The organism is Streptomyces sp. NBC_00390 (assembly GCF_036057275.1).
Taxonomy (GTDB): domain Bacteria; phylum Actinomycetota; class Actinomycetes; order Streptomycetales; family Streptomycetaceae; genus Streptomyces.
In genome coordinates, this window is the sequence record NZ_CP107945.1 from 19,681 (window position 1) to 35,605 (window position 15,925).

Here is a 15,925-nt window from a genome sequence, read left to right on the forward strand (position 1 = left end):
CGCATCGCGGCCGGAGGGCAGACCTCCGCTTGCCGGGTGCTCGATGCCCTCACCGGGCCGACCTGATGCCCCTGCGATCGGGAAGGACCACAGTAGAGGCAGGAGCACAGGGAGGCTGCTGCGATGTCCGGAGCACCGACACAGCACACTTCAGCGCCGTATCTCCCGATCGCCGAGCACGGCCTGATCGGGGATCTGCGCACGGCCGCCCTGGTGGGCACCGACGGGACCATCGACTGGTACTGCTGCCCCTCCTTCGACTCCCCGAGTGTGTTCGCCGCGATCCTGGACGCGGACCGGGGCGGGGCGTTCGAGCTGTCCGCCGCCGTGCCGGCCGGCACCAAGCAGTTCTACTTCCCGGACACCAATGTGCTGATCACCCGGTTCTTCACCGAGGACGGGCTGGGAGAGATCCAGGACTTCATGCCGGTGGCGGAGGCCGGCGAAGCCGAGCGCCACCGGCTGATCCGGCGGGTGGTGTGCGTCCGCGGAACGATCCCGTTCCGGGCCCGGGTGGCTCCACGGTTCGGCTACGGCGCCCACCGGCACACCCTGCGGCTCCTGGAGGGGGCGGCCCTGTTCACTTCCGAGGCGCTGACACTGACGCTGACCGCCACGGTGCCGCTGGAGTGCGACGAGCAGGACGTCCGGACGGAGTTCACCCTGTCCCGGGGCGAGACGGCGGTCTTCGCCCTCGACCGGGTCACCGGGGAGACTCCGCCGCACGGCTGCCCGCTCGCCGAGGCCGAGCACGAGTTCACCGCCACGGTCGCCTTCTGGCGGCGCTGGCTGCAGCAGTCCCGCTACCGCGGCCGATGGCGGGAGATGGTGCACCGCTCCGCCCTCACCCTCAAGCTGCTCACCTACGCCCCCACCGGCGCCATCGTGGCAGCCCCCACCACCAGCCTGCCCGAGCAGATCGGCGGCGGCCGGAACTGGGACTACCGCTATGCGTGGGTGCGCGACTCCGCGTTCGCCGTCTATGCGCTGCTCAGGCTCGGCTTCGCCGAGGAGGCCGAGGCGTTCATGGGCTTCCTCACCCACCGCAACGACCGGCGCGAGGGCCCCGCCGGACCGCTGCAGATCATGTACGGCATCGACGGACGCGCCGAGTTGCCCGAACGCGAGCTCTCCCACCTGGAGGGCTACCGGGGCTCGGCGCCGGTGCGGGTCGGCAACGACGCCGTCAACCAGCTGCAGCTCGACATCTACGGCGCCCTGATCGACTCCGTGTACCTCTACGACATGTGGTGCCGGCCTCTGACCAGCGGCCAGTGGCGCGCGGTGTGCGACCTGGTGAACTGGGTCTGCCGGCACTGGGACCAGCCGGACGAGGGCGTGTGGGAGACCCGCGGCGGGCGCAAGAAGTTCCTCTACTCCCGCCTCATGTGCTGGGTGGCCATCGACCGCGCCATCCGCATCGCCCACCACCGCGGCCTGCCCGCCGAGCTCGTCCGCTGGGGCCCGGTCCGCGACACGATCTACTGGCAGATCATGGACAAGGGTTGGTCCTCCGCCCGGCAGGCGTTCGTCCAGTACGAGGGCGGCGACGTGCTGGACGCCGCGGTGCTGATGATGCCGCTGACCAAGTTCATCGCTCCCCACGACCCCGTGTGGCTGTCCACCCTCGACGCCCTCGGCAACGAACTGGTCTCCGACTCCCTGGTCTGGCGCTACGACCCCGAGGCCAGCCCCGACGGCCTGGAAGGCGACGAAGGCACCTTCTCCATCTGCTCGTTCTGGTACGTCGAGGCCCTCACCCGCGCCGGTCGACTGGACGAAGCCCAGCTGGCCTTCGAGAAGATGCTCACCTACGCCAACCACCTCGGCCTGTACGCCGAGGAGATCAGCCACACCGGAGAGCAACTGGGCAATTTTCCGCAGGCGTTCACCCACCTCGCCCTCATAAGCGCCGCCTTCAACCTCGACCGCGCCCTGGACTGACCGCCGCCCTGCGTGGCAGGAACTGCACACGGCCCTCCGTCCCGCAGGCGCGGCGCTCCGACACGAACGAGAAGGTCGCCGCAGACTTCGAGCGGCCCGGTGCCTGTCACCGCAAGGGTGAGTCGGCGGTGGGCGTCAGCACGGACTCGGCGACATCGACGATCTGACCGATGTCGAAGCCCTCCATGTCTGCGCGGAATTCGGGGCTGGACAGGTACGCCTCCAGCCGCTCCTGAACGTCGTCGGCGTCCCGGTAGGAAACGAGGGCGTACAGCTGGGACGCCGCACTCCCGGGAGCTGCCGGCCCCGTCCACACGCCGTGTGTGGTGATCCTGTGCTGGGCCATCCCGGGAATGTGCCTGGACCAGATGTCCCCGTAGGCGACGAGCGCCTCAGGGCTGCGCAGTGTGTAGACACGAAGCTGGTACTGGGACATGAACTCTCTTTCCTTCTCTTCTGTGGCCAGGGCAAAGACGCCCCTCCGCAAGGCAGTCGGGAGGCTTCTCTCAGCCTTTCGCGAACAGGTTCGCCAGTTCGACGTTCCAGTCGATGTGTCCGGACTCGGCACCCCGTGGCACCAGCGCCTCCGTGTTCTCCAGGAAGGTCCTGACGTCCTGCACGGGAACCTCGAGCAAGGCGGTGCCCGCGGGGGACCCGAGGACGATGTACATCGCTTGGTCACCACGGCCAACGGCCGGCCAGATCCGGACGTCCCCACTGCCTGCGGAACCCCTCAGGCCATCGGCCAGAAGATCACGCCCCAGGACCCATTCGACCGGCTCGTCAGCGTCGGTGGAAAAGGCGGCACGTAGGGGTCAGTGGGCTCGTAACGCAGGCTCATGCACATGGACAGCGAGGAGGTGCGCGAGATGACAAGCTGCACGGCCACCCCCTGCATCACGGTCTTCAAAGGCTCCATCGGCTTTCACTCCAAGGTGTCTCTGCCTCGGCTGCGCCCCGCCGCCGGACCGCCGCGGGCCGGCAGCGAAGAGGCAACGAAGGCCGAGGCGTTGCAGCAGGGCCCGGGCGCCGGAGCGCCGGCCGCCTGTGCGGCGGTCAGCGGCTGCCGGTCTCAGCCCGGCCGTCGTGGTGCCGGCCACGGATCTCGTCCCAGGAGCAGCCCTGCTCGAGCAGGTAGCCGACACCGTGGTCCCAGCGGTAGTCGTCGGCGTTGACGCTGACGGCCGGGCGTTGGACGGGTGCGGATGCAGAGGTCCCGGCCGAAGCGGCGCCCCCGGCACCGAGTACGGCGACACCCGCGACCGCCACGGAGGAAGCGGTGACGGCAACGCGCCTCGTGAGCTTCTTCATGGTCTTTCCTTCCCGATCGGTGCGAGCTGCACCATCGACTGCATGCAGGCGATGGGCGGCGCGCCTGGCGCGGCCAAACTTTTCCATACGGCGTATGGAAGTGCCCTCCCAGGATTACCATACGGCGTATGGAACTGTCGAGGCGGCGGAAATGGTCCGCACGACCGGCGGCGACATGAACACCTCGACGTGCTCGCCGAGGCCGCATCGGCCGCCTGGACGAAGTCCGCCTGGCCTTCGAGAAGATGCTCACCTGCATCGGCCATCCCGGGCCCTGCACCGAGGACATCAGTGACATCGGCAGACAACTCGGCAGCCGTTCCCGGGCGTTCACCCACCTTTCCCTCATCGGAGCGGCCTTCGGACTCGACCACGCCCTGGGCCGAGCCGTCGCCCTGGGCGGACGAGGTGCCCGCGATTTCCGTCTGAGGAGCCGTGGCGTGCGGGCGCCCGAGTCCGGCCCCGCCGGAAACGAGGGGGTGAGACGACGGAGGGAGCGGTGAGGATGCAGACCGTTGTGGATCTCACGCAGAGCCAGGGCCATGCGCAATGCGTGTTCCTCGCGCCGGAATGTTCCAACTGCACGGGCAGGAGGGGTTGCCGCACGCCACGGCCGTCCCCGACAACCAGGCCGAGCGCGTGCGCCAGGCCTCGGCGGCGCCCGGTGCAGGCGATCCTTGGTGCCGCTCGGCCAGGCCGAAAACCGCCGCGCTGCTCTTCATCGCCGGACACGGGACCACGGTCAACCCGATACCAACGGGGTGCTCACCCCGCTGCGCCAACCCGAGCACCTGGACCAGCTGCGCCGTGACCCCGGCCTGCTGCCGCAAGCGGTGGAGGAACCACTGCGCCACGAACCTCCCATGCCGAGGCTGCGGGGCGGCGACAGCAGGCGAGAGAGACCAGCCACCCCGGCACCTTGCGCAGGCCGCGGGAACCGGTGCGCAGCCGGCGACAAGATCCTCTTCACGCTGCAGCAGGAAGGGACCGCCGGGCAAGGTCACGGGCCTCATCCGGGGAGAGGCCGAGCATGTGCAGGATCATCTCGGCCATGATGCCTGCGACCTGGCCACTGTCGGCCTCGGGCCGGCTGCACCACAGCTCCAGGAGCGCCAGCAGGCTGCCGTTCAGCGCGGTCAGGGCGATCACCGGGTCGACCACGGTGAACCGGCCTGCGGCCATGCCCTGCTCGACGTCGCGCTTCGCGCGCGGAGCCAGCCCGTCGCCGGCGCATATCCGACCGAGCTCGCTGTGGCACAGGATCTGCATGATCTCCGGGTACGACCCGGCCATGCGCGCGCTGAGCCGCACGCCCCCGGCGAGGCGCTCGGCGGGATCATCGAGGCCGTGCAGGCGTTCGTCGACGGCCTGGGCGTACTCCTCCAGCGCATCGGCCACGGCCGCGTCGAACAGGTCCGGCTTGCCCGTGAAGTGGTTGTAGAAGGAGCCGAGGCCCACGTCCGCGCGCTCCGCGATGGCATGAATGCTGGCGCTGGTGCCACCGGACTCGGCCAGGATCTGCCGCGCGGCGCAGACGAGTGCATGGCGGGTCTCGGCACGGCGGCGTTCGAATCGGTTCCTGCGTGGGGCCGGCATCGGCATGCTCCATGAATAAGAGCAGCAGTTCTGATCAGTTCATCATTACATTGCCCGCCCCGGCTGTCCACCGTGGCCCACCCGTCCCGACGCCGCAGTGGCGAGATGCGACAGCACACGGCCATATCTGACCATTTCATCAGTTTCAGGGACTTGACGATAAAGCGATCGTATTTGACTATTTCATCAGAAGTGGACAAAGTCGTCCAAGGTTGGCAGATGCTCGCGCCGGTGACCGTTCAACCGCCGGCGAGGCCGCTCGCTGCATCGCACGCCCGGCGCGGCCGGTGAGGCCGGAAGCCCCCGGCCCTCACCGTTCCACCACGGCTACGGACCGGACCGGCTCCGTGCCTGCCGACGCTTTCTCGCACCTCCGCACCGATGGGAAGAACCGGATGACGAAGACCGACCACGCGCCCCTCGCCGAGGCGGTGAGCCCCCGAGAGACACCCGATGCGGCCATAGCGATGCTCGATGCGGAGGGGACCGTGGTGGGGTGGACGCACGCCGCTGAGCATCTGGTCGGGTACCCGGCCGAAGAAGTGGTGGGCCGGTCCGCCGCACACGTGCTGCCGCCCGCACAGGACGCCCCGAGTGCTTCGGCGTTCGCCGAGCAGTGCCGTGACCAAGAGGGCTGGTCCGGCACCGTGACGGTCCGCCACCGCGACGGCCACGCCATCAAAATGACGCTGCGGATCTCGCTGCTGCGGGGCCCGGACGCCGGCACCCGGTGGCTGGTGTCCGTCACCGACATAGGCACCCTGTCCTCGGGGGCGTCGTCCAACGGAGCTGTGCGGGACTCGCTCCTGGCCCACGCACCGGTCGGCATCTCCGTCTATGACCCGCAGCTGCGCTGTACGTGGGTCAACGACGTCATGGAGCGCCACGACGGCACCCCTCGTGAGCGACGGTTCGGACGCCGCCTGCATGACTCGCTGCCCGCCCTCGAGGCCGAAGCACTCGAGGCGGTGATGCGGCAGGTGCTGGAGAGCGGCACCACCATGGTCCACGAGTACCGGGCGTGGTCGTCGGCGGACCGGCGCCGGGAGCACGCGTTCTCGGCCTCGTTCTTCTGCCTCCAGGACGCGGACGGCTCGGCGCTGGCAGTGTGCTCCATGAGCGTGGACGTCACCGGCAACCGGCGGGCGCGCGAGCGCCTTGCCATCCTCAGCGAGGCCGGCACGCGCATCGGCAGCACCCTCGAGGTCATGCGGACCGGGCAGGAACTGGCCGACCTTGCCGTGCCCCTGCTGGCCGACCACGCACTCGTGGACCTGGTGGAGTCGGTCCCGTTCGGCATGGACCCCTCGGCGGGGACCGGCAAGGCGAGCGGCCGCCCCCATCTGATGCGCCGTGCCGGTCTGGCCTCCATCGACCTGGGCCTCCTGGAGTTGCCGTGGGTGCGCGAAGAGGTGATCCACCCCTTCCCGGACTCGCTGTTCGACACCGCCCTGCGCACCGGCAGGTCCTATCTGGAACCGGTGCTGGACACCTATTCAGGCCCCTGGGTCAACCACGACCCGGTGCGGACGCAGAAGGTCCGTGCCTCCGGCGTCCACTCCTTGATGGTCGTACCCATCCGTGCGCGGCGCTGTGTGCTGGGACTGGCACTGTTCGGCCGCTCCGAGGAGCCGACGCCGTTCCAGGAGGACGACCTCCTCCTCGCCGAGGAGCTCGTCACCCGGGCCGCGCTCAGCCTGGACAACGCTCTCCAGTACGCGCGCCAACGCACCGCGGCCCTGACGCTCCAACGCGACCTGCTCCCCCACCATGTGGGAGGCGGCGCCGCCGTCGATGTGGCCTCGCGCTACGTGCCGGCTGACATGGACCACGGGGTGGGGGGCGACTGGTTCGACGTGATCAAGCTGTCCGGCGCCCGGGTGGCCCTCGTCGTCGGAGATGTGGTCGGACACGGCATCAACGCCGCGGCGACGATGGGCCGGTTGCGCACCGCTGTCCGCACGCTCGCGGACATGGAACTGCCTCCCCACGAACTGCTGACGCACCTCGATGACACGGTCAGACGGCTGAGCGAGGAAGATGCCGACGCTGCGGACGAGACCCCGGCGGTGGTGGGCGCCACCTGTCTGTATGCCGTCTACGACCCGGTCACCCGACGGTGCACGATGGCGCGGGCCGGGCATCCCCCGCCCGCGGTCATCGACCCGCAGGGCCGTATCACTTTCCCCGACATGCCCGCCGGGGCCCCGCTCGGCCTCGGCCTCGGCCTGGTCCCCTTCGAGTCCGTGGAACTGGAACTGCCCGAGGGAACTCTGCTCGCGCTCTACACCGACGGTCTGGTCGAGTCCCGCGACGACGACATCGACGTGGGCCTGGACCGCCTGGGCGCCGTCCTGGCACAGACCGGTTCGTCCCTGGAAGACCTGTGCTCCCAGGTGATCGACACCTTGGCGACCCAGGCCCCGGCCGACGATGTCACCTTGCTCCTTGCGCGCACTCGCGGACTCGAACCGGCCCAGGTCGCCTCCTGGGAACTGCCGCACGAGCCGTCCGCCGTCCGCGTCGCCCGGCAGGCAGCCGCCCGTCAGCTCAGCGAATGGGGGCTTGAGCATCTGGTGACCAGCGTGAGGCTGATCGTCAGTGAACTGGTCACCAACGCCGTCCGCCACGGCGGCGGGCCCATCCGCCTACGGCTCATCCAGCACCAGGTCCTGACCTGCGAAGTCTCCGACAGCAGCACCAGCCACCCACGCCCCCGTCATCCCCACCTCACCGACGAGAACGGCCGCGGTCTCTTCCTCGTCGCTCAGCTGTCCCGCAGGTGGGGCTCCCGCTCCGGGGCCAACGGCAAGGTCGTCTGGGCCGAACAAGACCTGCCCTCCACAGCCGTTGCGGTGTGACGCGCTGCCGACCGGGCGGCCGACGGCCGCCACAGCAGGCCGATCTCTCGGGCCGCAGCCTCTCGTAAGGAAGCCAGGGATGGATGTAGAGAATGTCAAGAACGCCTGCCCGGCAGGCGCCTCCTTCGACGGTCTGGCAGCCGCCGTGCTCGACGATCGAGGCGCGATGGTGGGGTGGACCGGGACGGCAGAGGACCTGACGGGGTTTTGCGCCGAGGAGGTCTACGGCCGCCCCGTGCAGGACCTGGTGGCCGGCCTCCCGGACGACCTGCGCGGCGCCGCACAGCTGCCGGAATCCGGCCGGGTACGGCTGCGGCACCGCAGCGGCAGCACCATCGATGTCACTTTCCGGACCACGAAGATGGAGGGCTCGGCAAAGGTCCTCGTCCTGGCGGCACCCACCCACCACGTCGCCGACCACGAGCAGGGCGCAGCGCTCCTGCGCGCACTGTCCGCACAGAACCGGATCACGATCGCTCTGCACGACACGGCTCTCACCACTGTGCAGACCAACGCCACGCCGGACATTCTCGACGGCCGTCCAGTGGCGCCCGGCACTCGGCTGGGCGACGTGCTGTGTGCCGAGGACGCCGAGAACCTCGAGGCAGTACTGCGCCAGGTACTCGAGAGCGGTGTCCCGGTGGTCCGCAGAAAAATGCAGGTGAGCTGGCGGCACGACACGGCGCGGCAGCACGCGCTGTCCCTGTCCGCCTTCCGTCTGGAGGACGCGCAGCAACGCCCCACGGGGGTCGCAGCCCTGTACATCGACAGCGCCGACGATCTGCGTGCCCGCCGTCATCTGGATCTCGCCCGCGAGGTGGCCGAGCAGGTGGGAGGATCCCTGGATGTCGTGCGCACCGCGCAGGACCTTGCGGACGTTCTCGTACCCGCGTTCGGGGATCTCGCCGCAGTCGACCTTGCGCACTGCGTTTTCGAGGGGGAAGAACCCTCGAAACAGCTGGGCGGCGGAGACATGGGCAACGCGGCCCTTGCGCCGGCCACCGCAGTGTGGCCGGCCGGCATCACGCGCGGCGACCCCGTCCCACCCTATCCCGACCACCCCCTGCTGCGCAGCTTCCGACACGGCGAGACACTCGTCTTCGGCCTTGACGACTTCATCGCCATGGTCGGCGACCCGCAGGTGGTCGAGTATCTCGTCCCGAAGGACGCCCATTCGGTGATGGTGGCACCGTTGCATGCCCGCGGGCTCACGCTCGGCGCCATAACGGCCTGGCGCTGCGGCCGGTCCGGCCCCTTCACCGAGGACGAGGCGGATCTCATGACGCAGATCGCCTCACGGGGTGCGCTCGCCATCGACAACGCCCGCCGTTACACGCGCGAGCACAGGGCGGCCGTGGCTCTGCAGCAGCGCCTCCTTCCCCCGGCCACGACCGACACCCCGGCAGCCGAGACCGCCGGCGTCTACCTGCCCGCAGGCGGCGGAGCGGGCACCAGCGGCGACTGGTACGACGCCATTGCCCTGCCCTCCTTCCGGCTGGCTCTTGTCGCCGGAGACGTCGTCGGCCATGGCATACCCGCAAGCGCCACCATGGGCCGCCTGCGCACCGCCATCCAGACGCTCGCCGACCTGGAACTGGAGCCGGACGAGCTGCTCACCCGGATCGCGGACCTGGTCCAGCGCCTCGCGGCCGAAGCACCGCCCGGCGACCACGACGACGTCGGCGCCACCTGCCTGTACGCGGTCTACGACCCGGTCACCAGGCGATGCGCCATAGCCAGTGCCGGCCACCCGCCACCCGTCCTGGTCCGGCCCGACGGGACCACCGAAGTCGTCGCGATCTCCCCGGGACCACCACTCGCCATCGGCGGCCTGCCGTACGAGACCACCACGATCGACCTCGAGCCGGGCAGCGTCCTCGCCCTCTACACCGACGGCCTCATCGAACACCACGACCGCGACATCGACCAAGGCCTACGGCGCCTGACGGACGCCCTCGCCGCGTCCTGCCGTCCCGATCGCCCTCTGGAGGAAACCGGCCGGGCTCTCCTCGCCGACCTGACAGACCGGGCGCCGCGCGACGACGCAACGCTGCTCCTGGCCCGCACCCGCGCCGTCCCGGCAAAGAACACCGCTCACTGGGAAATCCCGGCCGACCCTGCCGCCGTCCCCAAGGCCCGGGAATGGATAACCCGCCAACTCACCACGTGGGGGCTGCCAGACCTCCTCTTCACCACCGAACTCATCGCCAGCGAACTGGTCACCAACGCCATCCGCTACGGTCGTGCACCGGCGCAGCTGCGGCTCATCCACCACAACGTCCTGGTGTGCGAGGTCACCGACTCCAGCAGCACCCAACCCCGACTACGGCGCGCCCACACCACCGACGAAGGAGGACGCGGCCTGTTCCTCGTCGCCCAACTCGCCGAACGCTGGGGCTGCCGCCACAGCCACAACCGCAAGACCATCTGGTCCGAACAACCCATCAAGCACCCCCGCTGACCGCGGCCTGCTCCGGCCCCAGTCGACAACGTAGTGGGCGCGCCGGTACACCATGCGCGCTTCGCCAAACCGGCGAGCCCGGCTCCGCCCGTGCGCTCACTCGTGGCAGGCCGACCCCGGCCCGTTCCTCACCATGCCGCGCAGCGAAGAGCCTCCGCAGGCCTGCCGCACAGCAGCCACCGTGCCGCCGGCGATGCGCGTCGGGCTCGCTGCGCCGCGACGACCGCAAGCGCCGCGTGGCCAGAAGACGGTGGGCCCGGGACACCCGCCCGTCGGGACGGGCGGGTGGCGACTGGAACGCCGTGAGCGCGAAGGCCCGACATGATGCCCGGTGCGAGAACACTCCCTACGGCGGCCCGGTCGCCCCCACAACCGTGCGTGCACCGCAGCCAGTTGGCGCACGCCCCACACCCCCAGGGGCCATAGACCATCACAGGGTCTCCGGGCGCGAACCCCGTGACACCCGGTCCCAATCTCTCCACCCATCCCGCATTCTCATGGCCGAGCGTGAAGGGCAGCTCCGTGGCGAAACCGGGTGGGGGTCCGGATGCCTCCATGATGTGCAGATCCGAGTGGCACGCACCGGCACCCCCGACCTTCACCAGGACCTGCCCCGGCCCGGGCTCGGGCACCGGCACCTCGCGCAGCTCGGGCGGTTGCTGCCATCCGACTTTAGTAGGGTCCTGGCGTGCCGTTCTCTACTGCCCCGAAGCAAGCCTCGTCTCGGGGCGTGCTTTCGTCGCTGCCGCGACCGCGTACGGGTCGCGGCAGGCTGGCCGCCGCCATCGGAGGCGGTCTCGTCGTGATCGCCGGTGGTACGTGGCTTCTGCTGGTCACCGGGCCCCAACCCGGCGACCACGCCCCCATGGCCATATGCGCCGCCGACGGCTTTACCCTGCGCGCCGACGTAGACGCGGACGGGCACCTGGACGAGATCAACGAGGGCACCAGCTCAGTGGTCTTCCGAAGAGACGATCACCGGACCGCTGTCAGAGTCGACGATGCCCGCGGGTTTTGGCAGAAGCTGCGCGGCGCATCGAAGGAGGACATGTCGACGCGGGGAGCCTTCGGCGACTTCGACGGCGACGGATACCTCGACTTGGCCGTCTTCTACAGTCAGCGCGACGAGGGCGACTCAACGCGGGACAACATGGTGGTGCATGAGGTGCATTACGGGCCTCTCGCCCGCGACCTGAGCAGCGACCGGATCGGCACCATCCGTATTGGGTCATCGTCGTTCGTGTACGAAGCACGGGCCATCGACACCAATCACGACGGCCGTGCCGAGCTGGAGGTCTTCCAGTCGGGCGGGGACGGCTCCGTCTCCCGCTACCTCGGCCGGCAGGACAGGGGCGGCGTGTCCGTGAGCCGTGAGGACACCGACGCCTACGGGGTGGCGGACCGGCCCTACCGCGAGCCCGACGCCCTCGGCTACGGCGCCTGCGAAGATCGCTAGTGCGCCAGTTCACGGACTCCCATCATGGGGAGCTTCAGCGAGCAGGTCTGTCCTACCCATGAGCGCCAGGTAAGGAAATTCAGAGAGCCTCATTCGTCGAAACAGGGGTCTCGCCGGTGGTGCCGAGCGACGGTTCTGTCATGTTGAACAGGACGTTCACCCACAGACGCCACCTGGCCGTACTTGTACGAGAACCGGGCCGTCCTTGCCTTCCACTGCAACGCGGGCCGGGCGCCTGCCGAGCTTAGTGCGTTGTGGCTAACCGGATTTCGTTCGAGGCGTGCGGCGCGGGTGATCATCTGGACAGAGGTACGGGTGCGGTCGCGGGCATGAAAGAACGGGCCCCTTGGTAGTGACGCGGTTACGACACCAGCACGACCAAGGAAGCCCGTTGCCCGATCAGTTGAGCAGTACCACTGTGCCTGCGTCCACCGCGGTCACCCCTGCGTGTGACTGCTACGTGCACCGGTTCGGTTCGATCGCTCCGGGGCTGCGGGCAGGCTGCTATCCCAGTGACATGACGGATGCGGAGTGGGCCGAGGTCCGCTCGGCGATGCCGGTTCCGGCCTGGCTGCTGAAGCGGGGCGGGCGTCCGGAGGCGTACTGCCACCGCGAGATACTCGACGCGGTGCGCTACCTGGTCGACAACGGCGTGAAGTGGACGGCCATGCCGGTCGACTTCCCGTACTGGCGGGCGGTCTACGACTTCTTCCGCCGCTGGCGGTCCTACGGCTATGTGCGTGAACTGCACGAACGCCTGCGACGTTCGGCGAGGGAACGCTCGGGCCGCAACGCCGAGCCCAGTGCGGGAGTCATCGACAGTCAGTCGGTGGACGCCTCCGAGACCGTCGGCGAGGACAGCCGCGGATACGACGGCGGCAAGTCACGTGACGGCCGCAAGCGTCACATCCTGACCGACACCGAGGGCCTGCTCCTGGAGGTCACCGTGACCACGGCCGATGTGCACGACTCCAAGGCCGCCCCCGCACTACTGGAGACGTTCATGGACCAGCCCGGCCGGCTGCTGAAACTGGTGTGGGTCGACAGTGCCTACCAGGGTCCGGCGCTGGCCAAGGCGTTCGCCCGCCACGGAGTCCGGACCGAGGTCGTGCGCCGCTCCGACGGACAACGCGGATTCGTCGTCCTGGCCCGCAGGTGGGTCGTGGAGCGCACGCTGAGCTGGCTGGCCCGCTCACGCCGCCTCAACCGCGACCACGAACGCCGCCCCGACCACCACACCCAGATGGTGTGGTGGGCCGCCGTGATCAGGCTGTCCCGGCGCCTGGCCGCAGACGCTCCGCGCTGGCCGGAGAAACGCCCCGCCCGACTGCTGCGGGCACGGGCATGAACCGTCCGTCCTTCGCCCGCACCAGCCAGCCCCGCTTCTCCAGCACGTAGGCACGGTGCCGGATCCTCTCCACCTCGTTCTTGATCTCCGCCTCCCGGCCCACCGCCCGCGTCAGCTCCACCCCGTTCACCGGCCCCGAAGCAGCCACCACCGCGGCGAACACCTCCCGGTACAGGCCGCTGAGCACCTCCTCGCCCATGCCCGACCGCCACACCGGCGGCCGCTCGCCATGCCCCGCGCCGGGGCCGCCCGATCCCACGGCAGCAGCCATCCCACCACCGGACAGCACGGAAACCGGCGTATTCACCGCGCCCTCCCCGGCCAGCACCGACACGAGCTCCTCACGCCCCACCCGGGCCCGCTCGACCCGCTCCCGCGCGGCATCCACCTCCGCCTGAGCCTGCTCCAGGACCTCCGTCCAGGACTCCAGATCCTGCCTCGCCCGCGCCTCACGCTGTTCCATCAACCCCAGCACCGACGGCATCGCACCCTCCTCGATCCACAACAAGCCGTCCGCTGCCTGCCCCTACCCCTCCGCGATCATGCCCCGCACACGACGAAGCCCCTGCTCATCGAACAGGGACTCCCTTTGCCACAACGCACTGAGAGGTTGCAGGAGCTACTCGACCGTCGTCGTATGGGCGGCTGCGTGTGGGGAGTGAGCACCCTGCCGGAGAAGGACTTCGACCTCATGCTGGAGGAACTCCTTGTCCACACCCCGGCCTTGATCTGGCCCCGGCGTGAGAGTGTCCCCGACGTGCAGGCGCTTCAGGATGCGGTCGCAGAGCACTGGGAGTCTCTGCCGGAGAAACTTGTCCGCGCCTTTCAGGAGCGGTCGGAGAACAGCCTGGGCGAGGGCGTTCCCGGTCATCTGGCTGATATCCGTACGACATGGCACGACGCGCACTGGCAGGACTTCTGCCAGCGACGCGCCGGGCGGGCGGTCGTCGCCCCGCAAGACGTGACGCCGAAGGAGCAGGCATGAACTGGACGCCGTACTACACCGGTACGGGGAGCGTCCCCGAGCGGCCTCAGACGCTGCCTCCCCCGCCTCCATGGCGCGCTCCGACGGGCAAGGCCGACGCAGCAGACGCAGTGCCGTCACCTTCCCCTGCGAGCACCTACCAGGCGGACCCCAAACTGGTCGACGCGGTCAACGCCGCACTCCATCTGCGTCGGCCCCTGCTGCTGACCGGGCCGGCCGGCTCGGGTAAGTGCGTTGTGGCAAAGGGAGTCCCTGTTCGATGAGCAGGGGCTTCGTCGTGTGCGGGGCATGATCGCGGAGGGGTAGGGGCAGGCAGCGGACGGCTTGTTGTGGATCGAGGAGGGTGCGATGCCGTCGGTGCTGGGGTTGATGGAACAGCGTGAGGCGCGGGCGAGGCAGGATCTGGAGTCCTGGACGGAGGTCCTGGAGCAGGCTCAGGCGGAGGTGGATGCCGCGCGGGAGCGGGTCGAGCGGGCCCGGGTGGGGCGTGAGGAGCTCGTGTCGGTGCTGGCCGGGGAGGGCGCGGTGAATACGCCGGTTTCCGTGCTGTCCGGTGGTGGGATGGCTGCTGCCGTGGGATCGGGCGGCCCCGGCGCGGGGCATGGCGAGCGGCCGCCGGTGTGGCGGTCGGGCATGGGCGAGGAGGTGCTCAGCGGCCTGTACCGGGAGGTGTTCGCCGCGGTGGTGGCTGCTTCGGGGCCGGTGAACGGGGTGGAGCTGACGCGGGCGGTGGGCCGGGAGGCGGAGATCAAGAACGAGGTGGAGAGGATCCGGCACCGTGCCTACGTGCTGGAGAAGCGGGGCTGGCTGGTGCGGGCGAAGGACGGACGGTTCATGCCCGTGCCCGCAGCAGTCGGGCGGGGCGTTTCTCCGGCCAGCGCGGAGCGTCTGCGGCCAGGCGCCGGGACAGCCTGATCACGGCGGCCCACCACACCATCTGGGCGTGGTGGTCGGGGCGGCGTTCGTGGTCGCGGTTGAGGCGGCGGGAGCGGGCCAGCCAGCTCAGCGTGCGCTCCACGACCCACCTGCGGGCCAGGACGACAAATCCGCGTTGTCCGTCGGAGCGGCGCACGACCTCGGTCCGGACTCCGTGGCGGGCGAACGCCTTCGCCAGCGCCGGACCCTGGTAGGCACTGTCGACCCACACCAGTTTCAGCAGCCGGCCCGGCTGGTCCATGAACGTCTCCAGCAGTGCGGGGGCGGCCTTGGAGTCGTGCACATCGGCCGTGGTCACGGTGACCTCCAGGAGCAGGCCCTCGGTGTCGGTCAGGATGTGACGCTTGCGGCCGTCACGTGACTTGCCGCCGTCGTATCCGCGGCTGTCCTCGCCGACGGTCTCGGAGGCGTCCACCGACTGACTGTCGATGACTCCCGCACTGGGCTCGGCGTTGCGGCCCGAGCGTTCCCTCGCCGAACGTCGCAGGCGTTCGTGCAGTTCACGCACGTAGCCGTAGGACCGCCAGCGGCGGAAGAAGTCGTAGACCGCCCGCCAGTACGGGAAGTCGACCGGCATGGCCGTCCACTTCACGCCGTTGTCGACCAGGTAGCGCACCGCGTCGAGTATCTCGCGGTGGCAGTACGCCTCCGGACGCCCGCCCCGCTTCAGCAGCCAGGCCGGAACCGGCATCGCCGAGCGGACCTCGGCCCACTCCGCATCCGTCATGTCACTGGGATAGCAGCCTGCCCGCAGCCCCGGAGCGATCGAACCGAACCGGTGCACGTAGCAGTCACACGCAGGGGTGACCGCGGTGGACGCAGGCACAGTGGTACTGCTCAACTGATCGGGCAACGGGCTTCCTTGGTCGTGCTGGTGTCGTAACCGCGTCACTACCAAGGGGCCCGTTCTTTCATGCCCGCGACCGCACCCGTACCTCTGTCCAGATGATCACCCGCGCCGCACGCCTCGAACGAAATCCGGTTAGCCACAACGCACTAAGTCCTCCGTCATCGAGCAGGTCGCCGC

General features: G+C 69.6%; 16 protein-coding genes and 1 pseudogene. 9 read left to right on the forward strand and 8 right to left on the reverse strand.

Annotated elements, in window-relative coordinates:
• Positions 1 to 123: 123 nt before the first annotated feature.
• On the forward strand, positions 124 to 1,944 hold the full coding sequence (locus tag OHS70_RS00070; RefSeq protein ID WP_328392282.1) for a glycoside hydrolase family 15 protein: 1,821 nt from the start codon (positions 124 to 126) through the stop codon (positions 1,942 to 1,944).
• A 106-nt stretch (positions 1,945 to 2,050) separates the two neighbouring features.
• Here OHS70_RS00070 and OHS70_RS00075 read toward each other — a convergent pair whose 3' ends face one another.
• From OHS70_RS00075 to OHS70_RS00090, 4 genes are all read right to left on the reverse strand, one after another.
• Positions 2,051 to 2,380 (reverse strand): NIPSNAP family protein, encoded by a 330-nt coding sequence (locus tag OHS70_RS00075; RefSeq protein ID WP_328392284.1) that lies wholly within the window; start codon positions 2,378 to 2,380, stop codon positions 2,051 to 2,053.
• A gap of 70 nt (positions 2,381 to 2,450) precedes the next feature.
• On the reverse strand, positions 2,451 to 2,708 hold the full coding sequence (locus OHS70_RS00080; protein WP_328405326.1) for an SsgA family sporulation/cell division regulator: 258 nt from the start codon (positions 2,706 to 2,708) through the stop codon (positions 2,451 to 2,453).
• The gene (locus tag OHS70_RS00085) at positions 2,678 to 2,863 is read right to left on the reverse strand and encodes a hypothetical protein (RefSeq protein WP_328392286.1); all 186 of its coding nucleotides are present in this window, start codon (positions 2,861 to 2,863) and stop codon (positions 2,678 to 2,680) included. Before OHS70_RS00085 ends, OHS70_RS00080 begins: the two co-directional genes overlap by 31 nt.
• Before the next feature lie 137 nt (positions 2,864 to 3,000).
• Positions 3,001 to 3,255 (reverse strand): hypothetical protein, encoded by a 255-nt coding sequence (locus tag OHS70_RS00090; protein ID WP_328392288.1) that lies wholly within the window; start codon positions 3,253 to 3,255, stop codon positions 3,001 to 3,003.
• A 203-nt stretch (positions 3,256 to 3,458) separates the two neighbouring features.
• Here OHS70_RS00090 and OHS70_RS38930 point away from each other — a divergent pair.
• A pseudogene (locus tag OHS70_RS38930) lies at positions 3,459 to 3,638 on the forward strand (hypothetical protein); the annotation flags it as partial.
• A gap of 583 nt (positions 3,639 to 4,221) precedes the next feature.
• On the opposite strand, the gene OHS70_RS00100 reads toward OHS70_RS38930, so the two are convergent.
• Positions 4,222 to 4,857: a TetR/AcrR family transcriptional regulator gene (locus OHS70_RS00100; protein WP_328392290.1), complete on the reverse strand. Its 636-nt coding sequence runs from the start codon at positions 4,855 to 4,857 to the stop codon at positions 4,222 to 4,224.
• 389 nt (positions 4,858 to 5,246) lie between these two features.
• Here OHS70_RS00100 and OHS70_RS00105 point away from each other — a divergent pair, with 389 nt between their 5' ends.
• Positions 5,247 to 7,712 carry a SpoIIE family protein phosphatase gene (locus tag OHS70_RS00105; RefSeq protein WP_328392292.1) on the forward strand — a complete coding sequence of 822 codons (2,466 nt, stop codon included), beginning with the start codon at positions 5,247 to 5,249 and terminating at the stop codon, positions 7,710 to 7,712.
• 79 nt (positions 7,713 to 7,791) lie between these two features.
• Positions 7,792 to 10,173, forward strand: coding sequence for an ATP-binding SpoIIE family protein phosphatase (locus OHS70_RS00110; protein WP_328392294.1), 2,382 nt, complete (start codon positions 7,792 to 7,794; stop codon positions 10,171 to 10,173).
• A 128-nt stretch (positions 10,174 to 10,301) separates the two neighbouring features.
• Here the strand turns inward: OHS70_RS00110 and OHS70_RS00115 are convergent, their stop codons facing one another.
• Positions 10,302 to 10,811 (reverse strand): alcohol dehydrogenase catalytic domain-containing protein, encoded by a 510-nt coding sequence (locus tag OHS70_RS00115; RefSeq protein WP_443062538.1) that lies wholly within the window; start codon positions 10,809 to 10,811, stop codon positions 10,302 to 10,304.
• A gap of 92 nt (positions 10,812 to 10,903) precedes the next feature.
• Between OHS70_RS00115 and OHS70_RS00120 the strand changes: the two genes are divergently transcribed.
• Complete coding sequence (locus OHS70_RS00120) at positions 10,904 to 11,629, forward strand: FG-GAP repeat domain-containing protein (RefSeq protein WP_328392296.1); 726 nt, start codon at positions 10,904 to 10,906, stop codon at positions 11,627 to 11,629.
• A 517-nt stretch (positions 11,630 to 12,146) separates the two neighbouring features.
• Positions 12,147 to 12,977: an IS5 family transposase gene (locus OHS70_RS00125; protein ID WP_328392298.1), complete on the forward strand. Its 831-nt coding sequence runs from the start codon at positions 12,147 to 12,149 to the stop codon at positions 12,975 to 12,977.
• Here the strand turns inward: OHS70_RS00125 and OHS70_RS00130 are convergent.
• The gene (locus OHS70_RS00130) at positions 12,895 to 13,461 is read right to left on the reverse strand and encodes a hypothetical protein (RefSeq protein WP_328392304.1); all 567 of its coding nucleotides are present in this window, start codon (positions 13,459 to 13,461) and stop codon (positions 12,895 to 12,897) included. The genes OHS70_RS00125 and OHS70_RS00130 overlap by 83 nt on opposite strands.
• A 153-nt stretch (positions 13,462 to 13,614) precedes the next feature.
• Here OHS70_RS00130 and OHS70_RS00135 point away from each other — a divergent pair, with 153 nt between their 5' ends.
• From OHS70_RS00135 to OHS70_RS00145, 3 genes are all read left to right on the forward strand, one after another.
• Positions 13,615 to 13,962 carry a hypothetical protein gene (locus tag OHS70_RS00135; protein ID WP_328392306.1) on the forward strand — a complete coding sequence of 116 codons (348 nt, stop codon included), beginning with the start codon at positions 13,615 to 13,617 and terminating at the stop codon, positions 13,960 to 13,962.
• Complete coding sequence (locus OHS70_RS00140) at positions 13,959 to 14,225, forward strand: hypothetical protein (RefSeq protein ID WP_328392308.1); 267 nt, start codon at positions 13,959 to 13,961, stop codon at positions 14,223 to 14,225. Before OHS70_RS00135 ends, OHS70_RS00140 begins: the two co-directional genes overlap by 4 nt.
• Before the next feature lie 85 nt (positions 14,226 to 14,310).
• The gene (locus OHS70_RS00145) at positions 14,311 to 14,877 is read left to right on the forward strand and encodes a hypothetical protein (RefSeq protein ID WP_328392304.1); all 567 of its coding nucleotides are present in this window, start codon (positions 14,311 to 14,313) and stop codon (positions 14,875 to 14,877) included.
• On the opposite strand, the gene OHS70_RS00150 is transcribed toward OHS70_RS00145, so the two are convergent.
• The gene (locus tag OHS70_RS00150) at positions 14,795 to 15,625 is read right to left on the reverse strand and encodes an IS5 family transposase (protein WP_328392310.1); all 831 of its coding nucleotides are present in this window, start codon (positions 15,623 to 15,625) and stop codon (positions 14,795 to 14,797) included. The two genes, OHS70_RS00145 and OHS70_RS00150, sit on opposite strands and share 83 nt — an antisense overlap.
• Positions 15,626 to 15,925: the final 300 nt, after the last annotated feature.

Excerpts from the sequence above, each read along its gene's own strand:
- OHS70_RS00140 (WP_328392308.1), top strand. The coding sequence starts at position 13,959 with ATGAACTGGACGCCGTACTACACCGGTACGGGGAGCGTCCCCGAGCGG.
- OHS70_RS00135 (WP_328392306.1), top strand. The coding sequence starts at position 13,615 with ATGGGCGGCTGCGTGTGGGGAGTGAGCACCCTGCCGGAGAAGGACTTC.
- OHS70_RS00085 (WP_328392286.1), bottom strand. The coding sequence starts at position 2,863 with ATGGAGCCTTTGAAGACCGTGATGCAGGGGGTGGCCGTGCAGCTTGTC.
- OHS70_RS00075 (WP_328392284.1), bottom strand. The coding sequence starts at position 2,380 with ATGTCCCAGTACCAGCTTCGTGTCTACACACTGCGCAGCCCTGAGGCG.
- OHS70_RS00090 (WP_328392288.1), bottom strand. The coding sequence starts at position 3,255 with ATGAAGAAGCTCACGAGGCGCGTTGCCGTCACCGCTTCCTCCGTGGCG.
- OHS70_RS00125 (WP_328392298.1), top strand. The coding sequence starts at position 12,147 with ATGACGGATGCGGAGTGGGCCGAGGTCCGCTCGGCGATGCCGGTTCCG.
- OHS70_RS00105 (WP_328392292.1), top strand. The coding sequence starts at position 5,247 with ATGACGAAGACCGACCACGCGCCCCTCGCCGAGGCGGTGAGCCCCCGA.
- OHS70_RS00070 (WP_328392282.1), top strand. The coding sequence starts at position 124 with ATGTCCGGAGCACCGACACAGCACACTTCAGCGCCGTATCTCCCGATC.
- OHS70_RS00110 (WP_328392294.1), top strand. The coding sequence starts at position 7,792 with ATGGATGTAGAGAATGTCAAGAACGCCTGCCCGGCAGGCGCCTCCTTC.
- OHS70_RS00130 (WP_328392304.1), bottom strand. The coding sequence starts at position 13,461 with ATGCCGTCGGTGCTGGGGTTGATGGAACAGCGTGAGGCGCGGGCGAGG.
- OHS70_RS00100 (WP_328392290.1), bottom strand. The coding sequence starts at position 4,857 with ATGCCGATGCCGGCCCCACGCAGGAACCGATTCGAACGCCGCCGTGCC.
- OHS70_RS00145 (WP_328392304.1), top strand. The coding sequence starts at position 14,311 with ATGCCGTCGGTGCTGGGGTTGATGGAACAGCGTGAGGCGCGGGCGAGG.
- OHS70_RS00150 (WP_328392310.1), bottom strand. The coding sequence starts at position 15,625 with ATGACGGATGCGGAGTGGGCCGAGGTCCGCTCGGCGATGCCGGTTCCG.